20 protein-coding genes are annotated in these 21,952 nt (G+C 59.1%); 5 read left to right on the forward strand and 15 right to left on the reverse strand.

What is annotated here, in order from left to right:
* Positions 1-2: 2 nt before the first annotated feature.
* Positions 3-2,684, forward strand: a complete 2,682-nt coding sequence (locus ASU33_RS09080; protein WP_059070394.1) for an MGH1-like glycoside hydrolase domain-containing protein — start codon at positions 3-5, stop codon at positions 2,682-2,684.
* Between the two features lie 87 nt (positions 2,685-2,771).
* On the opposite strand, the gene ASU33_RS09085 is transcribed toward ASU33_RS09080, so the two are convergent.
* From ASU33_RS09085 to ASU33_RS09120, 8 genes are all read right to left on the reverse strand, one after another.
* Complete coding sequence (locus tag ASU33_RS09085) at positions 2,772-3,320, reverse strand: hypothetical protein (protein ID WP_059070396.1); 549 nt, start codon at positions 3,318-3,320, stop codon at positions 2,772-2,774.
* A 40-nt stretch (positions 3,321-3,360) separates the two neighbouring features.
* Positions 3,361-3,924 (reverse strand): CYTH domain-containing protein, encoded by a 564-nt coding sequence (locus ASU33_RS09090; protein WP_059070399.1) that lies wholly within the window; start codon positions 3,922-3,924, stop codon positions 3,361-3,363.
* 131 nt (positions 3,925-4,055) lie between these two features.
* Positions 4,056-4,508 (reverse strand): ankyrin repeat domain-containing protein, encoded by a 453-nt coding sequence (locus ASU33_RS09095; RefSeq protein WP_059070401.1) that lies wholly within the window; start codon positions 4,506-4,508, stop codon positions 4,056-4,058.
* Positions 4,509-4,634: 126 nt separating this feature from the next.
* Entirely contained in the window at positions 4,635-6,023 is a 1,389-nt protein-coding gene (locus ASU33_RS09100; RefSeq protein WP_078062997.1) for a T9SS type A sorting domain-containing protein, read from the reverse strand.
* A 77-nt stretch (positions 6,024-6,100) separates the two neighbouring features.
* Positions 6,101-7,144, reverse strand: a complete 1,044-nt coding sequence (locus ASU33_RS09105) for a bile acid:sodium symporter family protein (RefSeq protein ID WP_059070405.1) — start codon at positions 7,142-7,144, stop codon at positions 6,101-6,103.
* A 72-nt stretch (positions 7,145-7,216) separates the two neighbouring features.
* Complete coding sequence (locus tag ASU33_RS09110; RefSeq protein WP_059070407.1) at positions 7,217-7,477, reverse strand: hypothetical protein; 261 nt, start codon at positions 7,475-7,477, stop codon at positions 7,217-7,219.
* 15 nt (positions 7,478-7,492) lie between these two features.
* Positions 7,493-8,095 carry a glycosyl-4,4'-diaponeurosporenoate acyltransferase CrtO family protein gene (locus ASU33_RS09115; RefSeq protein ID WP_059070409.1) on the reverse strand — a complete coding sequence of 201 codons (603 nt, stop codon included), beginning with the start codon at positions 8,093-8,095 and terminating at the stop codon, positions 7,493-7,495.
* A 30-nt stretch (positions 8,096-8,125) separates the two neighbouring features.
* Positions 8,126-9,718: an MDR family MFS transporter gene (locus ASU33_RS09120; protein WP_286130450.1), complete on the reverse strand. Its 1,593-nt coding sequence runs from the start codon at positions 9,716-9,718 to the stop codon at positions 8,126-8,128.
* Positions 9,719-9,840: 122 nt separating this feature from the next.
* Between ASU33_RS09120 and ASU33_RS09125 the strand changes: the two genes are divergently transcribed.
* Entirely contained in the window at positions 9,841-10,620 is a 780-nt protein-coding gene (locus tag ASU33_RS09125) for a sulfite exporter TauE/SafE family protein (RefSeq protein ID WP_059070411.1), read from the forward strand.
* An 83-nt stretch (positions 10,621-10,703) separates the two neighbouring features.
* Here the strand turns inward: ASU33_RS09125 and ASU33_RS09130 are convergent, their stop codons facing one another.
* A complete protein-coding gene (locus ASU33_RS09130; protein ID WP_059070412.1) occupies positions 10,704-11,195 on the reverse strand; it encodes a hypothetical protein in 492 nt (163 codons plus the stop codon).
* Between the two features lie 183 nt (positions 11,196-11,378).
* On the opposite strand from ASU33_RS09130, the gene ASU33_RS09135 reads away from it, so the two are divergent.
* Positions 11,379-12,431 carry an SDR family NAD(P)-dependent oxidoreductase gene (locus ASU33_RS09135; protein WP_059070414.1) on the forward strand — a complete coding sequence of 351 codons (1,053 nt, stop codon included), beginning with the start codon at positions 11,379-11,381 and terminating at the stop codon, positions 12,429-12,431.
* A gap of 270 nt (positions 12,432-12,701) precedes the next feature.
* Positions 12,702-13,442: a phenylalanine 4-monooxygenase gene (gene phhA / locus ASU33_RS09140; protein WP_059070416.1), complete on the forward strand. Its 741-nt coding sequence runs from the start codon at positions 12,702-12,704 to the stop codon at positions 13,440-13,442.
* A gap of 170 nt (positions 13,443-13,612) precedes the next feature.
* Here phhA and ASU33_RS09145 read toward each other — a convergent pair whose 3' ends face one another.
* From ASU33_RS09145 to ASU33_RS09160, 4 genes are all read right to left on the reverse strand, one after another.
* Positions 13,613-14,113 (reverse strand): lipocalin family protein, encoded by a 501-nt coding sequence (locus ASU33_RS09145; RefSeq protein ID WP_059070419.1) that lies wholly within the window; start codon positions 14,111-14,113, stop codon positions 13,613-13,615.
* Between the two features lie 298 nt (positions 14,114-14,411).
* The gene (mutM, locus tag ASU33_RS09150; RefSeq protein WP_059070421.1) at positions 14,412-15,227 is read right to left on the reverse strand and encodes a DNA-formamidopyrimidine glycosylase; all 816 of its coding nucleotides are present in this window, start codon (positions 15,225-15,227) and stop codon (positions 14,412-14,414) included.
* A 145-nt stretch (positions 15,228-15,372) separates the two neighbouring features.
* Positions 15,373-16,269 (reverse strand): PhzF family phenazine biosynthesis protein, encoded by an 897-nt coding sequence (locus ASU33_RS09155; RefSeq protein WP_059070422.1) that lies wholly within the window; start codon positions 16,267-16,269, stop codon positions 15,373-15,375.
* Positions 16,270-16,414: 145 nt separating this feature from the next.
* Positions 16,415-17,299 carry a M48 family metalloprotease gene (locus tag ASU33_RS09160; RefSeq protein ID WP_059070424.1) on the reverse strand — a complete coding sequence of 295 codons (885 nt, stop codon included), beginning with the start codon at positions 17,297-17,299 and terminating at the stop codon, positions 16,415-16,417.
* A 221-nt stretch (positions 17,300-17,520) separates the two neighbouring features.
* Here ASU33_RS09160 and ASU33_RS09165 point away from each other — a divergent pair, with 221 nt between their 5' ends.
* Positions 17,521-19,596 carry a matrixin family metalloprotease gene (locus tag ASU33_RS09165; RefSeq protein ID WP_160328166.1) on the forward strand — a complete coding sequence of 692 codons (2,076 nt, stop codon included), beginning with the start codon at positions 17,521-17,523 and terminating at the stop codon, positions 19,594-19,596.
* A 75-nt stretch (positions 19,597-19,671) separates the two neighbouring features.
* On the opposite strand, the gene ASU33_RS09170 is transcribed toward ASU33_RS09165, so the two are convergent.
* Both ASU33_RS09170 and ASU33_RS09175 read right to left on the reverse strand, forming a co-directional pair.
* On the reverse strand, positions 19,672-21,486 hold the full coding sequence (locus tag ASU33_RS09170; protein ID WP_059070427.1) for an ABC transporter ATP-binding protein: 1,815 nt from the start codon (positions 21,484-21,486) through the stop codon (positions 19,672-19,674).
* Positions 21,487-21,546: 60 nt separating this feature from the next.
* On the reverse strand, positions 21,547-21,894 hold the full coding sequence (locus tag ASU33_RS09175) for an STAS domain-containing protein (protein ID WP_160328167.1): 348 nt from the start codon (positions 21,892-21,894) through the stop codon (positions 21,547-21,549).
* Positions 21,895-21,952: the final 58 nt, after the last annotated feature.

Raw genomic sequence — 21,952 nt, forward strand, 5'->3', positions numbered from 1 at the left:
TTATGACGCAGGAACAACTACGTTTGGCCGAAGCCAAAGCACAAACGGCGCACTGGCAGCGGTTCGGGCCATACCTTACCGAACGCCAGTGGGGCACCGTGCGCGAAGATTATAGTGCCGAAGGCAACGCCTGGGACCATATCACCCACGACATGGCCCGCAGCTACGCCTACCGCTGGGGCGAGGAGGGCATCGGCGGCATTTCGGACCACCGCCAGCTGCTGTGCTTTTCGGTTGCGCTCTGGAACGAGCAGGATAGCATCTTGAAGGAGCGGCTGTTTGGCCTCACCAACGGGCAGGGCAACCACGGCGAAGACGTGAAGGAGAGCTACTACTACCTCGACAACACGCCCACGCACTCCTACATGAAGATGCTGTACAAGTATCCGCAGCAGGAGTTTCCGTACCTGGAGTTGGTGGAGGAAAACGCCCGCCGCACGCGCCAAGAGCCCGAATACGAGCTGCACGATACGGGCATTTTCGACGAAGGCCGCTACTTCGATGTGTTCATCGAGTACGCCAAAGCCGACCCCGACGACATCCTCATTCAGGTTACCGCTTACAACCGTGGCCCCGAGGCCGCGCCTTTGCGCTTGCTGCCGCAGCTCTGGTTCCGGAACACCTGGGCCTGGGGCACCGATGACTACCGCCCCGCCATGCGCCAGGCTGCGCCCGGCGTAGTGCAGATCGACCATAAGGAGCTGGGTACCCACTGGCTGTACTGCGACGAGGCGCCCGAGCTGCTGTTCTGCGACAACGACACCAACGGCGCCCGGCTGTACGACCTAGAAGCTACTGATTTGTACTTCAAAGACGGAGTAAACGACTACGTGGTGGATAGCAACTCCAAGGCCGTGAACCCCAAGCGCGAGGGCACTAAAGTAGCTGCGCATTACTGCGCTTTGGTGGAGCCGGGCAAGGCGCGCACCGTGCGGCTGCGCCTAAGCAAAACCGAACACGCCAAGCCCTTCGCCGACTTTGCCGATGTTGTAGCCCTACGCCTGCGCGAGGCCGACGAGTTTTATGCCGAGCTGCAGGAAAAGCTGCCCAGTGCCGATGCCCAAAACATTCAGCGGCAAGCCCTGGCCGGCATGCTCTGGAGCAAGCAGTTTTACTACTACGACGTAGCGCAGTGGCTCGACGGCGACCCCGCCATGCTGGCCCCGCCCACTGAGCGCCGCAACGGCCGCAACAACAACTGGCGCCACCTCTACAATGCCGACATCATCTCGATGCCCGACAAGTGGGAGTATCCCTGGTACGCCGCCTGGGACTTGGCCTTCCACTGCGTGCCCTTGGCTATGGTCGACCCGTACTTTGCCAAAGGGCAGCTGCGCCTGCTCACCCGCGACTGGTACCTGCACCCCAACGGCCAGCTGCCCGCCTACGAGTGGAATTTTGGCGACGTAAATCCGCCCGTGCACGCCTGGGCCACCTGGCGCGTGTACAAGATGGACAAGAAGCAGAACGGCGGCGAAGGCGACCTGCACTTCCTCGAGTCGGTGTTTCACCGCCTCACGCTCAACTTCACGTGGTGGGTCAACCGCAAAGACCGCAACAACCACAACATCTTCGAGGGCGGCTTCCTGGGGCTCGATAACATCGGGGTATTCGACCGCTCGGCGCCGCTGCCCACGGGCGGCTATATCGAGCAGGCCGACGGCACCTCCTGGATGGCCATGTACGCGCTTAACCTGATGCGCATTGCCCTGGAGCTGGCCAAAACCAACCCCGTTTACCAGGATATAGCCAGCAAGTTCTTCGAGCACTTCCTGTACATCGCCGAGGCCATGACCAAGGCCGGCGACGGCAGCTTCAACCTCTGGGACGAGGAAGACGAATTCTTCTACGACGTGCTGCACCTGCCCGACGACCAGCGCACCAAGCTAAAAGTGCGCTCCATCGTGGGGCTAATTCCACTGTTTGCCGTGGAGGTGCTCGACGAGGAACTGCTCGAGGCCATGCCCGATTTCACACGGCGCCTGCGCTGGATGTTCGACAACCGCCCCAACTTGGCCGACTTGGTTTCTAGGTGGCAGGAGCCCGGCAAGGGCGAGCGGCACTTATTGTCGCTGCTGCGCGGCCACCGCATGAAAAAGCTGCTCGAGCGCATGCTCGACGAATCGGAGTTTTTGTCGGAATACGGCATCCGGGCCCTGTCGCGCTGCCACCGCGACAATCCCTACGTGTTCCGCACGCTCGAGGCCGACTTCACCGTGACGTACGTGCCGGGTGAGTCGGAATCGGATTTGTTTGGCGGCAACTCCAACTGGCGCGGGCCCATCTGGTTTCCCATCAACTACCTCATCATCGAGTCGCTCAAGCGCTTCCACTTTTACTACGGGAAAGAATTTAAGGTGGAGTATCCCACCGGCTCGGGGCAGCACTACAACCTGCTCGAAGTAGCTGCCGCGCTGGCTGGCAGGCTCAACAAGCTGTTTCTGCGCGATGCCGCGGGGCGCCGCCCAGCCCTCGGCAGCTCCGAGCTGCTGCAGCACGACCCGCACTTCCGCGACTACCTGCTCTTCCACGAGTACTTCCACGGCGACGACGGCCACGGACTAGGTGCCAGCCACCAAACCGGCTGGACGGGCCTCATTGCCCGCCTGCTGCAAATAAGCCCCACGCCCGAAGAAACACCGACGCAGCAATCAGCGGTGGCAGGTGGTGCCGTAGGTAATTAGATTCTTTTCGGCGTTTGTCTGCCCATAAAACGGAAACCCGCCTAGGCACCTAGGCGGGTTTCCGTTTTATGGGCAGCATTGTTACTACTAGGATGCCACAAGCTTGTTAATGCGCGGCTGAATCAGCCACACACCCACCGGAAACAGCCAAAGCAGCAGAAAGTCGGCCACTACTTCACTAAACCCTACAGGCCGTTGTTCCTCAGCAGCCTTCAGGACGTGGGCCACTTGGTACACGCTGTAGAAAATACACCCCATCGACAGCAAGTGCAGTGGCGCTATGAGAGCAAACCAAGATGGGTTTATATCTGGTTGATGAATAAAGCCAGCTATTAAGGCCATTACCGCAACTGCATACAGGATTGGGAGCAGCAAGGCGAAACGGATACGGTTAGGGTACGCCTTCACTGTTTCGGGAAGCAGCCTGGGTAACGTGGTGCTTGCTGCCCAATACCATGCGAACAACACGCCCATCATCAGCAAAGTAGAAACCGCAAAGCCAACGATGAAGAGAGACAAATTCGGGGTGGAACCGCTGAACAACAGCGTTGTAGTTACTCCCTGTATGAGCATGGGAGCGACAAAGCTTACTAGGAAGAGTTGCCAGTGCTTTAGGGAAAGTAGAAAACGCGCCATGCGGATAGCAGAACTGAGATTGTATCAGCTTGCAAAATAGCTACGAAAGCAGCCGTTTTGTGGCTCCAGGCACCTTAAGCTGCGGCAAGTACCCGTTATTCAGCAACTCGCTGGGCGAAATGCCCAACCTTTGCAAGAACTCCAGGCATTCGGCCCTGAGCTGTTTCAGTGTGCGCTGCCCTAGGTGGTCTTGCACTTCAACCTCCACAAACTGCTCGCCCGTGGCGAAAGAGTCGAGGTGAATTTTGATGTGGCCCAGGCGGTAAATGCAGCGCGTTTTCTCCACAATGCCCAACACGGAGCGGTTGGTTAGTACCTCATTCAGCAACTCGGGCGAGGGGTGCTGGTCGTAGCGGTACACGTGGGTGCGCTCGAGGCCGTGTGCGTCGGGGAGGCGCTCGTAGTGGATAAGGATGTGCTCGATGTTGCCTTCGCGCAGTTTGAGCTTCCCGCGGGAGGTGGCGTAGTACGTATCGCGCTGGTGGTCGGTGCCTATAAAATGCGCGCCTAAGTGGGCAAGCACTGCCGCAAGGGGCGCCGCATCGAAGCAGCGTGCTTTGGCCGAGAAATCTTGGTAGCGGTGGGTAGGCTCAGTACTACACATTTGGCGGACGAGGTTAACCTAAGGCCCTTGCCAAGGCGAGTAGGCAACTGGGTGCTTGTGCGAAGCTAAAAACAAAACGGCCAGGCTTTGAGCCCGGCCGTTTTAATGCGGATGAAAGCAGGAGCGTGTTACTACTTCGATTTCTGCTCCAGCAGGCTGATGACTTCTTTGTTGCCACCTGCCTTGGCCGAGTTCAGGGCCGTGTTGCCTTGGTTGTCGGTGGCTTTGGCATCGGCGCCGCTGGCCAACAGAAACTCCACCATGGCTTTGTCGCCTTTGGCGGCTGCAGCCATCAGGGCGGTTTCCTGACCGGCGTCTTTGGCGTTTACTTGCGCCTTATATTGCACTAGCGTCTTTACAATATCCAAATTGCCGTTAGTGACAGCGGTAATCAGGTAAGTCGTTTTGAAGCCCGGCATTACCTCGATGGCTGCGTTGGCGTCGGCGCCGCCTTTGAGCAGGGTTTCCACCGCGGCAGCGTCGTTTTTCATCACTGCCTTAAACAAATCCTTGCTGGGCGCCTGGGCAGCACTTGTAAATACCACGCCTAACAGAAGGCCGAAAAGGAGTAAAAGCTTTTTCATTGCAATAAGAAGAAGTACAGCGGCGGAAGCCGTAAAAATACTACTTCCTTGGCATAGCGCAATTTCTTAATTGCGCTATGGATTTAACCCGCAATGCTTCAGCCTGAAATATGTAAGCTCTAAGGCTTACTGTTTCTGCAAGCGTTGCCGTACTACCTGGCCGTTGGCCAAATGAACGGCCAGTACATACATGCCAGCTGCTTGGGTGCCTAGGTTGAGGCGCAGGGTTTGTTGCCCAGGGGCAGGGGCGTAGCTGCGTACTAAGCGGCCTTGCACATCATACAACCTTAGCTGCTGCACTGGCCAGCCTGTGCCAAGGCTGACAAGCACGTACTCGTTGGCCGGATTGGGGTACAAGCTAACCGGAGCAACACGCTTTGAGCGGGGAGTGCTCGTGATAAGCCCAACGTTGGTGCGGTACACGGTTTCGTCGAGCAACTGCACCATAAACACTTGCCCGTCGGGAAATTCGGCGAACTGCTGATGTTCACGTACTCCATTAATGCTGGTGCCCAGCCCACTCGTAACCAAGGCCCAAGTGGCGCCTTGGTTTTGCGATACCAGCGTGCCGCCCGAGCGCGGGGTGCCAAACCGCGAGCTGTACCAATAGCCGTTGCGGGCAAAATGAATAAGCCCTAGGTCCGTATCCACCCACCACATGGGGGTGCTCGGGTTGGCGTGTACCCGCCACCGTATGCTGGGGTCGGTGGCATCGCGCAGGTGTTTGCTCATGTTCAGCACCACGCCCACTCGCCCCGAGGAGCCCGATACCGAAGCAACAAGCGAATCCTGGGGACTGATGGCCAGTGCCGTGAACTCGTAGGTATTGATGTCGTCGAAGATGGCGTTGCGGCCGTTGATGCGCACGGGCAGCCACCGCCAGCTGAGGCCGTTATCGGCGGAGGTGTAGAGGCCGGGCTGATCGTTGGTGGTTTCGCTGAGCGCGGCGGCGAACAGGCGGCCGTGGCGGTCGGAGGTGAGCTGGTTGATGTAGCGGGCCGGACCAAACCCCGTGCTCCGCTGCTCCCAGGTGCGCCCGCCATCGGCTGAGTAAAATACGCCGTCGCCGCGCTGTACGCCTTGGGCTGCGTACAACCCCGTGCCCGCCAGCAGTGCGCCGGTAGTGGTTTCGGAAAGCACCGTAACGGGGTAAGCCGTGGGCAAGGCCACGGAGTCCCAACTCAGACCGGCATTCAGGCTGCGGTACACTTTGCCCAGGCCACCAGCCAGCATTTGCCCACGGCGCGCGGCGTACAAGCCGCCTACCCCGTGGCAGCGCAGGGCCAACTGCCAGGTGCGGCCGCGGTTGTTGCTCACCAACAGCCCTGCCTGCACGGTGGTGAGCAGGGTAGAGTCGCCGGTGGCGACGAGCTTGTCTTTGGGACCGTAGGGTGCTAAGCCCGGTATCCAGAAGGTTTGCGCGTGCAGGGCTGAGCCGCTACCGAATAGCAACGCCAGCAGCAGTAACAAGCAACCCGAATTTTGGAAGCGAAGGGGATTAGCTGATTTGTTCATGGTAGGGCAGGAGCAGTGCACCAAAACTACTGCCCACGCCTCAGCACCACTATCGCATGTATATGTGGTGCAAGGCCCTAGGTAGCCGATTGCAAGCGGGCAGCCATGCGCCGGCCAATGGCCTGGGCAATTACGCTGGCTAGCAAAATTTGCAGGGCATGGTAAAGCATGGTGGGCAGCAGCAGCACACCCGTAGCGGCTGTGCTGGCAAACAGCACCTTAGCCATAACGGTACCGTGCACCAGCGACTTTTTGGACCCGCAGAACAAGGCGGTAACTTGGTCTTCGGCGGAGAAGCCCAACAATTTGCTTACCCCGATGATGATGGCATACACTACCACGAACAACGCCACCATACCTAGGGCAAGCAGCAGCAAATCGGTAGTGCGAATGTCGCGGAACACGTTTTCGGCAAACGACTCGCAGAACGAGGTGTACACCATCAGCAGAATGATGCTCTGATCGAACAAGCGCAGGCCCTGCTTGTGGCGCTCGGCCCAGCTCCCGAAGCGCCCGTGCAGCAGCACCCCTAGCACTACTGGCAGCAGTACTTGCAGGGCCAGATCAGTAGCCATGCTGCCCAGGTTGGTGCCGCCCGCATCGCCGGTATGCAGCACCGCACTTACCCACAGCGGGGTGAGTACAATGCCCAGCAGGCTGGAAATACTGGCGTTGAAAATGGCGCCGGGCAAGTTGCCGCCCGCGATGCTCACCATTACCACCGAAGTGGAAACGGTACTGGGTAAGGTGCACAGGTAGAACACGCTGGCCCATAAGGTCTGGCCGGCTTCGCTGCCAAACCACGGGCGAGCTGCCAAGGCCAGCAGCGGAAATGCACCAAACGTGGTGAACTGCACCACGGCGTGGAGGCGCCAGTTGCGCATGCCGGCTTTAAGCTTTTCGGGGCTGAGGCGCAGGCCGTACAGAAAGAAGATAACCGCCACCCCCAGGCTGGTAATGCGGCGCCAGGGCACCGGACTGCCGGCACTGCCAATGCCCGGCGCCAGGTAGGCCAGCACCACCACACCAATCAGCCCGAAAAAAAACCAATCGAGCCCGACGCGGCTGAGCAGGGCGCTTAAGCGGTTTGATGACGCAGTGGTGGCAGGAGTAGCGGGCATAGCAACAACGGAGCGGCAAGGGGCCGGGCTGCAAGCTTACGCAGAACCCTGGCAACTCGCCTAGCAAGCCACTTACACCAAGCGGCCTGTTACGCGCAAAATCAGCAGCACAATGGCAACCCCCAGCATGCCCAGAATCAGCACCCGGGCCCAAGCCGGGCGGCTGTGCGTGGGGTAGAGGCCCATAAGGGCGAAACCCGTGAACAAGGCAACAGAGCTGGCGATGCGCGGCCAGGTAGTGCCATCCTGAATGCTAAGTACCAGGGAAATAGCAATGGCGCCGGCAGCAAGCCAATACAAATAGCGCGTGCGGGAGGCAGGGGAGAAAGCCATACAGATGAAAGAATGCTAAAGCGAAGGATGAAGCTGGGCAGTACGGGGTTGAGTCATCAGGCCCAACCGAAGTAAGCGAGAACGGTGCTGGCGCTGCAGCACAATGGGATAAAAGTTGCCGAACAAGTTGCCCACTGCGGCTCCGGCCGCCAAATCGTAGCGGCCTAGGTGCAGAAAGTACGGCAGCAGCAGCAACTGGGCTACAAACGCCAGCACGTGACAGATTTCGGCGCCTTGAGTGTTGTGGAGCAGTAATGCCAGCCGGGCTCTGCCGCCGCCGTAAAAGGCTTGCCGAGGTTGGGGTTTGTGGTAGTGAATCCAGCACAGAAAGCGCCGCAACCACTCCACGTGCAATGCGCGGTACAGGCGGCTTACCAGGTTTGCTTCGAGGCAATTGTAGAACCTAGGGCCCGGCAATTTGTGCAAGGGTACAACCAGGCCCAGCATGCCAAACACCCCCGCCACGGCCGTGGTGCAGGCAAAGCCCCCGAGCCAAAACGCGGCCGCTACCGAGGGCTGCCCCGGATGCTCCTGCAAACCCTTGAGTGTGCTCCAGAGCGTAAGCAGCAGCAGGCCCGAAGTGCCAAGGTAAAAAGCCGATTTGCCGAGCTTCTTCATGGCCGGAAGCTAATGATTTAGCTACAAGGATTATTCTGCCAGCACTGGCGGCGCCGCGGCGTTGGTTTTGCGCAGCGGCAACTCCGGAATAAGCAGGGTGGCGCCTAGGCCCAGCACCACCAAGCCCATCGTGATGAGGTAGATGTTGCCGATAGCATTGACGAATGCTTGCCGCACCGCCGGCTCGGGCTTGTTGCCCGTGGGCATGGCGGCTGCAGGCAGGGCTGGGCCTTCGCTGATGACGGCCTGCTCGGTGGTGGACGGTCCGGCGGGTGCGGCGTGGGCGGGCAGCGCTTTTGCGAGTTGCAGCGTCAGCACCGTGCCCAGTAGCGCGGCCGCTACCACGCCGCCAATCTGTCGGAAAAACTGACTGGCCGAAGTAGCTTGCCCAATCAGGCGCGGTTCGGTAGCGTTTTGAACGGCCAGGGTATACAGCGGCATGCTGGGGCCCACGCCCACCCCGCACACAAACACGTACAGCAGCACCTGCCAATAAGTGGTATTGGCGGTTAAGGTTGTCATCAGGCCCAAGCCCACCAATAGCAGCGCTCCGCCAGCCAGCATCCAGCGTTTGTAGTGCCCGCCCCGCCTCGATACCATTTGCCCCGCCACGTTGGAGCCCGTTACCACACCTAGGGAAAGCGGAATCAAGCTCATGCCGGCGCGCGTGGCCGAGGTGCCCAGCACATTCACCATGAACAACGGCTCGAAAATGATGATGCTCAGGAAGGTGCCGCCCAGCAGAAACAACGCCGCATTAGCCGAGCGAAATACTTTGTTACCGAACAAACTAAAATCGAGAATGGGGTGCTCGGAGCGCACCGAGCGCAGCACAAACAAAGCAAGCAGGAGGGCGGCCATGCCAATTAATCCAAGGGTGGTAGCCGATGTCCAGGCGTATGTAGCTTTGTTGAGCTGAAGGGCCACAATGAGTGCGCCCACCCCGCTAATGAGCAGCAAAGCCGCCAGGACATCGAGCCGGGTGCTGGCCCCGGTAGGGCGCAGCTTGGGCATGTTCTTCAGGATAAACCACAGGGCCACGGCACCTAGGGGCAGGTTCACGTAGAAAACTAGCCGCCAGCCGGCCACGCCGGGCAGCAGGTCGTCGCCTAGGTCGGTGAGCAGCCCACCCAGGAAAGGACCCAGCACCGACGAGATGCCGAACACGGCCCCCACGTACCCTTGGTACCGCCCGCGCTCGGCCGGCGGAAACAAATCGGCGATGATGATGAAGGCCAAGGCAAACAGGCCGGCACCGCCAAAGCCCTGCACTACCCGGAAGATGATCAGCTGGCTCATGCCGTCGCCGAGCAGGGGCAAGGAGCCAAACTCGCCGGCTAACCCGCACAGCGCCGAGCCCAGCAGAAAAACCGATACCGCCACGATTTCGATGTTGCGCCGCGGGAAGGTATCGGCCAGCTTGCCGTAAATGGGCACGAAGGCCGTGCTAGCGGCTAGGTACGCGGTGGCTACCCACGTAAACCGGTCGAGCCCCTGCAAATCGGCCACAATGCGCGGCAGCGCCGTTGATACAATGGTTTGATCGAGCGCCCCCAGAAACATGGCAATCAGTACGCCGGCCAGGGTAAGCATTCGGTCGCGGTGCGTAAGCGGGTGGTGCATGGGCCTTTTTGTTGCGGAGCAGGGGTAGAGCTCTGCATACGTAAAAGCACCTCGTAATAGTCTAGCCGGTGTTCTTGCGGCGCTCAACCAGGCAGGGCATACCGCTATCTTTACGGCCTTTTATGGAACACCTCGACGCGACGTTGGCGCTGCTTTGCGCTTTTGCTTTTCTGGCTGGTTTTATCGACTCAATTGTGGGCGGCGGCGGGTTGATTCAGCTGCCCGCTATGTTGCTATTGCTCAAAGGAGTGCCGGTGCCCACGGTGCTCGGCACAGGCAAAGTTTCATCGGTAGCCGGCACGGCTGCGGCGCTGCGGCGCTACGCCGGGCAGGTGCCCATTCGGTGGCGGGCAGTTGGCGCTGCGGCCGTTTCGGCGGGGCTGTTCTCGTTTTTGGGGGCGCGCGTGGTATCGCTGCTGCCCTCGGAGCTGTTGCGGCCGCTGGTGTTGGGTTTGCTGGTGGTTATTGCCATCTACACCTTTTGGCGCAAAGATTTCGGCTCCATTCATGCGCCGCGCCTGCCCGAAAGCCGCGAGCCGTACTACGGCGTACTCATCGGTGTGCTCATCGGGTTCTACGACGGTTTTTTCGGTCCCGGTACGGGTAGCTTTCTGCTCTTTGCCTTTGTGGGGCTGTTTGGCTACAATTTTCTTAGCGCGTCGGCTTCCTCAAAGGTGGTCAACGTAGCTACCAACCTCACGGCACTGGCTTATTTTGCTTACACCGGGCACATTATGTGGCAAATAGCCCTGCCCATGGCTGCCTGCAACATGCTGGGCTCAACCCTAGGTGCGCGCACTGCGCTTAAGCAAGGGGTAGGCTTTGTGCGCGTGCTGTTTTTGGTGGTGGTCGGCGGCATTATTCTGAAGCTTGGCGCCGATACCCTAGGGCTGCACTTTTAGCCAACTGCACCCAACCCAAACGCTCCGGCCCGCCTGCACACACGTAGTACAGGCGGGCCGGAGCGTTTAAGTACAGTCCTGGGCTACTCTTCGCCGCGGCCCGGCGGGAGGCCCGGCACGGCGTTGCCCTGGTTGCCTTGGGTATTCGGAATGCCCATCTTCTTTTCGCGGGCCTTCTGATACTTGTCGAACTGCGCAACGGTCAGCACGTCTTTAAGAGCAGCCATGCGCGACTGGCCGATGTCTTCAATAATCCCGTTAAGCTTGCGCAAATCGGCCCGGTGCCGAACGCGGGCTTCCTCCACCTGCCGTACGCTGCGCAGGTTTATCTGGCGTACTTTTTCTTCCTGCTGCGGGCTCAGGGCCAAGGCCTGCTTTAAGCTTTGGGTAAGGCCATTGGCCTGGGCTTCAATCTTGGCGTCGTCGAGCTTGGGTGCCGGAGCCGCCTGCGCAGCGGTGGCCTTTGTTCTGGCCTCAGCAGGCTTTGTTTTAGAGGCGGCAGTTTGGGCCCAAGCGGCAGGAGCAGCTAGTAGCAGCGCCGCAGCTAGCAAAATCGATTTCGTGGGAGTGTTCATCTCGTTGAGTAAGCAAGGAGGCCAGCGCGGGGCGCCGGCACTCAGCACTGCGAAAATAGCGTGCCAGAGTTCATCAGCTGCTCAACGCTGCCACAAGCACTTTTATTCCCGAGCCTAGGCCCAATGTGAGCAATTCGCCTAGGTGCCTGTAACCTTTACTGCAGCTAAGCAATAGAAGGAGGCATGAAGCAGCAATCCTCTCGCAACACCTGGCTGAAAGCCGCCGGCATTGGTGCCGCCGTAGCAGCCGTTGCCCTTTGGGCTAATCGCCGTGGTTCGTACGACTTGCGCGGCAAAGTAGTGTTGATTACCGGCGGCTCGCGCGGCCTAGGGCTGGTGCTAGCCCGCCAGGCCGCAGCCGAGGGTGCCCGGGTGGCCATCTGTGCCCGCGACACCGACGAGCTGGAGCGCGCCCGCAAGGAGTTGCTGACTGAAGGAACCGAAATCCTGACCCTGGCGCGCGACCTCAGCGACGAAGCCGAAGTGCGCACCATGGTGGCCGAAGTTCGCAACGAGCTAGGGCCCATTGATGTGCTCATCAACAACGCCGGCATCATCACGGGCGGCCCGCTTGAGCACATGGATGTGCGTGACTATCAAGAGTCGATGGATATTCACTTTTGGGCGGCGCTCCACGCCATGTACGCCGTGCTACCCGACATGAAGCGCCGCCGCGGCGGGCGCATCATCAATATTGCCTCGGTTGGGGGCAAAGTATCGGTGCCGCACCTTGCGCCTTATTGCGCCAGTAAGTTTGCGCTGGTGGGCTTATCAGAAGGTTTTCGGGCCGAGTTGCTGCGCTACGGCGTGTATGTTACCACGGTGTGCCCCGGCCTCATGCGCACCGGTTCGCCGCGCCAGGCCATCGTGAAAGGGCAGCACCTGCTGGAGTTTGCCTGGTTTATGGTGGCCGATTCGCTGCCCGTGCTTACCGTGAGTGCCGAGTACGCTGCCCGGCAGGTGTGGAACGCCGCCCGCCGCGGCGATGCAGAGCTGATTTTGGGCATGCCAGCTAAAATCATTTCGTTGCTGCACGGCATTGCGCCCGGCACCGTGGCGAACATGCTCAGTATGGTAAACCGAGCACTGCCCGGCACAACCGGCGAAATCGGCGACGAACGCCGCCGTGGTTTCGAAAGCGAATCGCCGGTGACCAAATCCTGGCTTACAACGCTAACGCGCAAAGCAGAGAAAGAAAACAACGAGCTAAACAACCATTCGCCGTACCCGGCCTAGGAGGCAAGGGTGGGTTGCGTACCAAAAAAATAACCCAAGGGTAGACGGTTCATCCCGAAACTCTTCCCATATTTACCCCATGCACCTGTTCAGCCAGTCGTACTATTATTATTACCCGACCTGCCAGCCCACCGGCTTCGGCAACGGTCGTGTATGTACGACGGCATCCGAGCAGACCCAGTAACGTCTCCGCGAAACCGCTTCATACCGCCCCCGTCCGATAGCCGGACGGGGGCTTTTTGTTTTTACCTCTTTCAAACCCTAGGTACCATGAAAGCTCTCCAGCAACACTACGACCAGTACACCGACGAAGACCGCCAAGTGTGGCAACTCCTTTTCGAACGCCAGCTGCAGGCCTTGCCGGGCCGCGCGGCACCCGAGTTTATGGAAGGGCTGGCCCGCATTGGCTTCACCGCCGACCGCATTCCCGATTTCAGGCAAGTAAACCAAGTACTGCGCCGCCTTACGGGGTGGGAGCTGGTGGCCGTGCCCGGTATTGTGGATGATGCCGTGTTCTTTGGCATGTTGGCGGCCAAGCAGTTTCCGGCTACTACCTGGCTGCGCAAGCTCTCGGAGCTGGATTACCTGGAAGAGCCCGACATGTTCCACGACGTGTTCGGCCACGTGCCGCTGCTGGCTAATGCCGAGTTCTGCCGGTTTTTGCACCAGCTAGGCCACATTGGGTTGCGCCACGCCTCCGACGCGGCCGCCGTGGAGCTGTTGGCGCGGCTGTACTGGTTTACCGTTGAGTTTGGGCTGATTCGCGACGCCGGCAGCGGAGAGGCGCGCATCTACGGGGCGGGCATCTTGTCATCGGCCGGCGAAACGCGTTACAGCCTCGGCGAAGTACCAACCCGTTTGCCTTTTAACGTAGCCACCGTTACCGACACGGCCTTCCGCAAAGACGAATTCCAAACAACCTACTTTGTGCTGGAGTCGCTCGATCAGCTATACGCCACGTTGCCACAAATGCAGCAGCTGTTGCGCGAAGCCATTGTAGCCGAGCTGTAGAAGAAGCTACCAATGGGTAGCCATCGCCCCTAGGTGAACTACCACCTAGGGGCTTTTTGGTGCTGAATACCACAGCACCGGCCAAGTGCTGAAAACAAAAACGCCCGACCGCGCAGCGGTCGGGCGTCCCCATTGGGTGGAGCCAATGGGACTTGGGAAATCGTTATGGCTTAGTGAGCGAAGGTGCTCACGTAGCTCGTGGCGTTGGCACCTTCGCCTTCGGTCATTTTCAGGCGGAGGGTGTTAGCCGAAAGTTCTTCTACTGCGAACTTGCGCTCCGAGTCGCCAACCTTTACGGTCAGGGTTTTAGCGTCCTCGCTGAGCGTGTAGGAGCCGGCTTTTTGCTGCTCGGCTTGGGGGTTGGCTTTGGTAGCACCTTCGTCGAGCACGTAGCGGCCGTCGGTGGTGAACTGGGTGAGGTTGTCGCGCAACGTGGTCTTCATGTGCGCAAACATGCTTACGGTTACAGCCTCATTCGAACCAGCGGGGGTTGATACGGTGGCAAGGTCCGTCATATGCCATTGTCCTGCTGCAAGTAATTGCTGCGGGGTCTGCTGCACCTGTGCTTCGGCTTTAGCGGTGGGCTGCGCTACTTCTTCCAATTCTTTCTCACACGATGCCAGGCCAGTAAGGGCTAGCGCCAAGCTCAGGTAAACGGGCAGTTTCTTCATGAAAACAGGTAATGGGTTTGGTGAAGAAAAATGAGCAACTACACTCAGGCGTTTTTGCATTCTGTACACTTTCCAACTTCACGCCTCAAGGGGTTTCTACCGCCCTTCGTCGCCGTTGACAATGCTAAACTAGAAAACGTTTTTCACACTTTCGCGGAAAAAGTCAATAATTCAAACATTATGTTCGGAAAGTGCCATACAATTTAATATTGTACTTTAACATGTCAGTAAAATACAAAAGCTGCTTGCGTAAAACGCTAAGCAGCTTTTAGTTGAATGCTGTTTGTAAACTTACTTCTTAAGTCTCTTTTTGGCAAATAGGGCAGAAGTAGGTAGCACGGCCACCTACATACTTTTTTACTATTGCTGTTTTGTCGGTGGGGCAGTACTTATAGGCGTCGGAGTTGGGGGTAGGGTAAGCGTCCCATTCGCGAGCATGTATAATAAAAGAAAGAGGGAAGCGTTGGTAGCTGGCTTCGTGCTCAATGGCTGTGCGCAGCACTAGCTGTATAGCAGCATGTAAGCGGCCTACCTCGTCGGGGGTAAGCGAAGAAGCAACCCGCTCCGGATGAATGCTAGCTTGGAACAGCACTTCATCGACAATCCAGTTGCCCAAACCAGCCGTGAGGCGCTGATCGAGCAGCACGGGTTTAATCAAGGTCTTCTTGCGCGCCAGAGCTGCAGCCAGCTTCTCAACGGTAAGGTCTAACGCATCGGGCCCTAGGTGCTTTTCGTGCTGGTAAGTAGCCACGCTAGCAGCCAAGCGGATCCGGCCAAACTTGCGCGGATCGATAAATGCCACGCGCAGGCCATCTTGCAGGTGCAAGGCAACGCGGGTAAAGCGGGGCCGGTCGTGGTCGTCGCGGTAGGCGCCTACGTCGCCAGTCATACCGAAGTGTAGCACCAACACTTGCTCGCCGGAGAGTTCCAAAAAGCAGTTTTTGCCGAGCCGCTGGGTAGCCGTAACGGTAGCTCCCACAAGGGCCGCGCGCAAGGCATCTTCTTTTAAGGCCAGTACGTGTGCATCGAATACCTCAACGGCAACAATGCGCTGGCCAACCACGAGGTCGTCCAGAAATCGGCGGTAGGTTTCTACTTCGGGTAATTCGGGCATCGGCTTGCGAAATGGTAAAGGCGCAGGTAATAGTCATTCCGGAGGCTATAACCATTGTGCCTAGGTGCCAAGGGGCACAACAGGGGCAGAGCTTAGTAACCTCGTCGGTTACTAAACCCAACAGTTCGCAGAACGTTCCCGCGTGTCATAGCTGAAGCGTGCCCTCTACCACCACCACGGCACTGCCACTAATCTGTACCGTTTCGATGGCGTCGCGGCTACCCACTACGCGCACTTGCACATTGCCGGGGCGGTTCATCCAGTGGCCCTGCTCGGCTACAAAGTCGGGGCCGGGCAGGTAGTTGTGGTGCCACAGGTATGCTGCCATAGCTCCCGTAGCCGACCCCGTTACCGGGTCTTCCGTGATATCGGGCGGCGTGCCAAAGTGGCGGGCAAAGGTGCGGCCGGCTGAGGTAGCACCACCTAGGCAGAACAAGTGGGGGCTGAAGAAGTCGCTGCTGCTTCGATACTTATTATACGTGTCAGCTTCAGGGGCTTGGGCGCGGCGCAGGGCGTCGTGGTCGCGCAGCAGGATCATCAACTGCGGTGTGCCAGTGCTTACCGTCTGTATAGGAGCCCCAGGCAGTACGTCGTCGGGCGTGAGGCCAAACAACGGCATTACCACTGCGGGGTCGTGCAATGCGCCAAACACGGGGCGGCGCTGGGTCATGGTTACCTGAAGCGCGTGCGTGGCCGAGGCCGGGGCAATGTCGACGCCAATGGGCCCGTCGCGCAGCTCAAACTGTAGCGAAACTGGCCCACCCGTAAGCGAAACTCGCCCGGCATGTACCAGCGCGGCGGCAGTAGCTATGGTAGGGTGGCCGGCCAGGGGGATTTCCTCGGCTGGGGTAAAGTAGTGCACGGCAACATCGGCCAGCGAAGAGCGGCGCACAAAGGCGGTTTCGGATTGATTGAACTCGCGCGCCAGCCGTTGCATGGTTTCGGGCGTGAGGTCGTCGGCGTCGAGAACCACGGCGCAAGGGTTGCCGCCCATAGGCCGCGTGGTAAATGCATCGACGAGCAGAAAAGGATAAGCAGGCATAGCAGAGCGGAAAGTTTGCTGTGGAGCAATGATAACCCTCGGCGGCGAGATTGGACGTGTGCGTTGTGGGTGGCGGCGGGTCAACGAAAAAAGCCAGCCTCTAGAGCAGAAGCTGGCTTTCGGAGAAAGGAGGAAGAAATGATACCTAGGAAGGATCGGTGAGGCGGCCGATTTGCTGACCCTGCGGGTTGTAGATGCCGCCCTGCGCGCTTACGTAAAGCATACGCTGCTGCGCATCAACCAGCACAAAGGGGAAGTCGGCGCTGCTAGAGCGCGTAAGGCGGCCCACAATTGCAGCGGTGCGCTCTTGCGAATCGAGGCGTACGACACTCAGATTGCGCGTAACGTAAAGCGGATCGTTGGGGCTGTTGCGGAAAGTGAGCTTACCTAGGAAACCCGTTGAAGCAGGTTGCACCACCGCAGGGCGCGGCGTAGCCGGCCGAGATGCCATGGCTACCGGCTGCGCCGAAGGAGCTACCACGCGGGCACTGGCCACAATCTGCTGATTGGCTTGCTGCCAACCCCGGCCAATTGCCGTGAGGCGGGTGGGGCGGCCCGGGTGCGTGGGCGAGTCGTAATCCTGCGCTACCATAGCCATAGCGGTTTGCGCTTCGGCAAGGCTGGCGCCCATCTTGCGCAATACAAAGCCCGAAAACTCATCGGCCTCCAGCTCGTCGGCGGGGTTGGAGCCGCCGGGCTTAAGCGTGTGCCCGTTGAGGTGGTGGCCCATTTCGTGCGCCAGAATGCTGATGCCGGCCCAGTCGGTGCGGCCCGCACGGTTTACGGCGCCCACAAAATTGGGGTTGTATAGCAAAAATCGCTTGCCCCCGTACACCACGGCGGCGGCGTTTTCAACTTGTGCAGTGGCGCGCAGTTCAAAACGCGGTTTCAGGCCCACGACATCCGTGATTTCCCGCAGCACATCGCGCTGCGGCGCTGGCTGAGCAGCCGTGGCCTGCCCACCCGTAAGCAGGCTCCAGCTTAGGAGCATACCCGAAAACAGGCGGCGAAAAATGCGGTTGTGGTTCATGAAAAAGTCCTTTAAGCCTTTGCCCAGTGGTGCAATTTTGTTGCCAATTTTTGAGAGCGGCAGCCAGGCTTGCCTACCTCAACTATAACGCGTGAGCGGGGTGTTTTCGTTTGATTATGCCTAAAAATTTGCTACCAGGAATTAAGGCGAGCTGCTAAATGTTTGCACCGGACCGACAACCTCGGCAGATGGTTGTCTCGGACAAGTACAAAGCAGTGCGTATGACCAAACACCAACCGTTCGCGTTTATTCTGTTTTTATGGTTTGCGGCAGCTACTGCCGCCCAAGCACAAGAGGCGTGTATGCTCGAGCCGGTTGCATTGAGCCGCCGAGCCACCGAAGCCTCGCTGGTAGTTGAAGCGCGTATTGTTGGGCAGCAGGCCGTTACGGATGCGGCAGGGCGGATTTTTACCCTTAATCAGCTTGAGGTATTTAAGGTGTTTCGGGGGCAGGTGCCGGCTGCCGGAATTCAGCTGGCCGAGCCCGGCGGAACACTAGGGCTGCGCCGCGAAGATGTAAGCGGCACCGCCGGCTTGGTGGTAGGCGAGCAGGGCATGTTCTTTCTCGAAGCCGATCCGGCTGCACCCCAGCCAGGCGCACTACGCTTGTTTGCCGGTCCGCAAGGTTTTGTACGCTACGATGCTGCTAGGCATGTGGCAGCCGAGCCGTTTGCCCGCTACAACTCCATTGAAAACGAACTGTATCCAGCCGTAGAACGCCACTCCGGGCGCCGCTTTCTGGAGCTGCGGCGCAATGCCGAGCTAAGCGCCCCGGCAGTGGTAGCGCGAGGCACGGCGGCCCCCGTGATTACGGGGTTTTCGCCGACCAGCTTGTCGTCGGGCACGGGGGCTGTACTAACCATTACGGGTTCGGGCTTTGGCAGCACCCGCGGTACGGGCAAAGTTGAATTTCCGAATGCCGACCAAGGCGGCCTCAACAAAGTTGCCGCTAATAGTAGCGACTATGTTTCCTGGAGCGACACAAAAATTGAAGTGCGCGTGCCCTCCAGCGCAAACGGAGGCGGTGCGGGCTCCGGTAAGTTTGTGGTGTACGCCGACGGCAGCGCCAGCATAGCTAGTGCCACCAACCTAAATATCGTTTACTCCTACAGCAACATTGGCTCCACACCCGCTCGCCCGCGCCTGATCAACAAAGACCAGCAAGGCGGCTACACGCTGCAGTACAACCCCACTTTTGCCGACCGCCCCGCCGCACGTTCTGCGTTTGAGCGGGCCCTAGGTACGTGGGCTGCTGCAACCCGTCTGAGACGCTTCGTTGGTAACACTGTAAACATCAATACTGCTGCCTCCGACAACGTTAACGTAGTGCGTTTCGATGTAGGTGCCGAGCTGCCCGCCGGGGTGTTGGGGCGCACCACCTCGTACTACAGCGGCTGCTCTACCGGCGGTGTAACGAATTGGTCGGTGGCCGAAACCGACTTCACCTTCAACGACGACACCAACTGGAACTTCAACGCCACGGCGCCGGCTTCAACGCAATACGATTTCGAGAGTGTAGCGCTGCACGAGCAAGGCCACGCTCATCAGCTAGGGCACATCATTCGGCCGGGGGCGGTAATGCACTATGCCATTGCCAACGGGCAACAATCGCGCACGTTGAGTGCTGAAAGCGACATTGCCGGTGGTCTTGGAGTCATCAATTTTAGCCTCACCAGCCCCAACCCCTGCGACTTTGCTCTGATTCAGCTGCTGGCGGCCGCTACTCCGCTACCCGTTGAGCTGGTAAGCTTTACTGCCCGCTACGAGGCTACCCTGCCGGGTGCAAAAATTAGCTGGGCCACGGCCAACGAACTGAACAGCAGTTATTTTTCGGTGCAGGCCGCCGACGAGCAAACGGCTAGCACCTGGCAGGAGGTTGCCCGCGTAAATGCAGCCGGCCAAAGCAACATCCGGCGTACCTACGAAGCCACCGATACGCGCCCCCTAGGTGCCGGACAGGTGCGGTACTACCGCCTACGCCAGGTAGACACCGACGGCTCGGAGCATTTTTCGAGTGCAGTAGCGGTTTCGGGGGGCGATGCGCCGCGCGAGCTACAAACCTTCCCGAACCCCGTGGCCGATGTGCTGCAGGTGCGCGGGCCGGTTGTGGCCTCCACAACAGCGGTTCGTATTTTGCTGATCGACGCCGCTGGCCGCACGGTAAAGGAACTGCGCTTGCCCACGGGTACCAGTGCGGCTGCAATACCCGTAGCCGATTTGCGCAATGGCTTGTATACCCTGCAGTGGCAGGCTGAGGACAGCAAGGCGCTACGCGGCCGCGTGTTGGTGCAGCATTAAGCCAATAAGCACCAAAAAAAGGCCCCGCAGAGCTATCCTCGGCGGGGCCTTTTTGCTTGATGCCTGCAGTGGCACCTAGGCAGGCTGCTTGTGTGTGGTTGCCTCGGCTCCGTTTGAGGCGGCTTTGGCGGTGGGGCGCTGCCGCTCGCCAATTTGCTGGCGCCACATGGCGTAATACAGCCCTTTACGCTCGAGGAGTTCATCGTGGCGGCCGGCCTCCACAATGCGCCCGCGCTCGAGCACGAAGATGCGGTCGGCGTGCAGGATGGTGCTGAGGCGGTGCGCAATCAGAATAGTAAGGTGCTCGCGCGTAGCCGATAAGTCGCGCACGGTGCGGCTGATCTCCTCTTCGGTAAGGGAGTCGAGGGCTGACGTAGCCTCGTCGAACACGAGTAGGGTGGGGTGGCGCAGCAAAGCCCGTGCAATGCTCAGGCGTTGTTTTTCGCCGCCCGATACTTTTACGCCGCCTTCGCCAATCACCGTATCCAAGCCTTGCGGGGCGCGGCGCAGCAACGAGTCGGCAGCGGCTTGCTGCAGGGCTTGCAGGCACTCTTCGTCGGAAGCATGCGGCGCCACAAAGCGGAGGTTGTCGCGAATGGTGCCTGCGAACAACTGCGCATCCTGCGTCACAAAGCCAATCTGCTCGCGCAGAGCGTCTAGGTCGAGGTCGGTGCCGGGTACATCGTTGTACAAAATGCGCCCCTGCGCCGGCGGGTACAACCCAACCAGCAGCTTTACAAGCGTGGTTTTGCCCGAGCCCGAAGGCCCCACAAAGGCAATGGTTTGGCCTAGGTCAGCCCGGAAGGAGATGCCGTCGAGAGCGGCCGTGCTGGCCGAAAGATGCCGGAAATGCACCTGCTCGAACTCAAGGGTACGCAACTGGCCAATCGACCTAGGGGCGGCTGGTTTTACTTCGCGAGGAGTATCGAGAATCTGTTGAAAATTAGCCAGCGACGCCTCCGTTTCGCGGTAGATGTTGATGATGTTGCCAAGCTCTTGCAGCGGCCCGAAAATGAAGAACGAGTAGATGAACAGCGAGAAAAACTCGCCCACCGTAATGCGCCCGTCGAACACGAGGTAGAGCATCAGCAGCAGTATGCCGTTGCGCAACAGGTTTACGCACGTGCCCTGCACAAATGCCAAGGAGCGGATATAGCGCACCTTTTTCAGCTCGAGGGCTAGTATGCGGCTCGTGGTGTCGTTCAGTCGCTTGGTTTCCTGTTGCGCCAGCCCTAGGCTTTTCACCAACTCAATGTTGCGCAAGCTTTCGGTGGTGGAGCCCGCCAGCGCCGTGGTTTCGGCCACGATGGTTTTCTGAATCACCTTGATCTTCTTGCTAAGCACCGACGATAAAATGCCGAGCACCGGAATGGTCAGGAGGTAAATCGGGGCAATCAGCCAGTACACCGTAATGGCGTACACCACCACGAAGATGATGCCTACCAGCGAAGTGAACAGCACGTTGACAAACGACGAAATAAGCCGCTCGACATCGGTGCGCACCTTCTGCAGCTTACCCAGGGTTTCGCCGGAGCGCTGATCTTCGAAAACCTGATACGGCAGATCGAGCGAGTGCCGCAAGCCATCGGAATACAGCTGCGCCCCTAGGCGCTGCGTAATGACGTTGACGTAGTAGTCCTGGAAGTTTTTGGCGATGCGCGACACCATGGCTACGCCCATGGCAGCCACAATGAGCAAGCCTGCGCCCTCCATAAAACCCGTGGCCCCAAGCTCTTGCTTGCGGCCCACCGGCAACACCACGTACTGGTCAATTACCTTCCGGAAAATCCACGGATCGAGCAGCGAGAAGATTTGGTTGATGGCCGCCAGCAGCAATGCCAACGCCAACAAGCCCCAGTACTGGCGCAAGTACCCATACAGTAGTTTCATGCAGCGGAAGGTAGGAGGAAAGACTCCTAACAACTACGCCACCGCTGCTAAGTTTAGCTTCTACTCGGGCTGAGCCTCGGTTGTCCTGATTTCAGGCCGAGCATCGGGAGCTACGTCCGCAAAGGCGTGTTGCACTTCGGCGTTGGGTTTGCTGAGCACCAGTTTAACCGAGCGCCTACCTAGGCGCTTCTGGTAGCGCAAAAGCAAGTCGCGGGCATTGGCTGGCAAGTGGTGCAAGCGGCTGCAATCAACCCACACGCTGGTTTTGCCACTGCGCCAAGCCTGCAGCAGGCAGCGTGCAAGGGTATCGGCAGCGGTTCCGTTGGCCGATACGGGGCTTTCGGTAAGCAGTAGTACGTACCGATCGGGCAGGATTTCGTGGTACACGTCCATGGCTGAGTGCAGCATATTTTGCGCTGTTGCGCTGCTATACGCACTTAGGGGCTGGAAGGATGAAGCGGCGTGC

This window comes from Solirubrum puertoriconensis, from assembly GCF_001483135.1.
GTDB classification, from domain to species: domain Bacteria; phylum Bacteroidota; class Bacteroidia; order Cytophagales; family Hymenobacteraceae; genus Solirubrum; species Solirubrum puertoriconensis.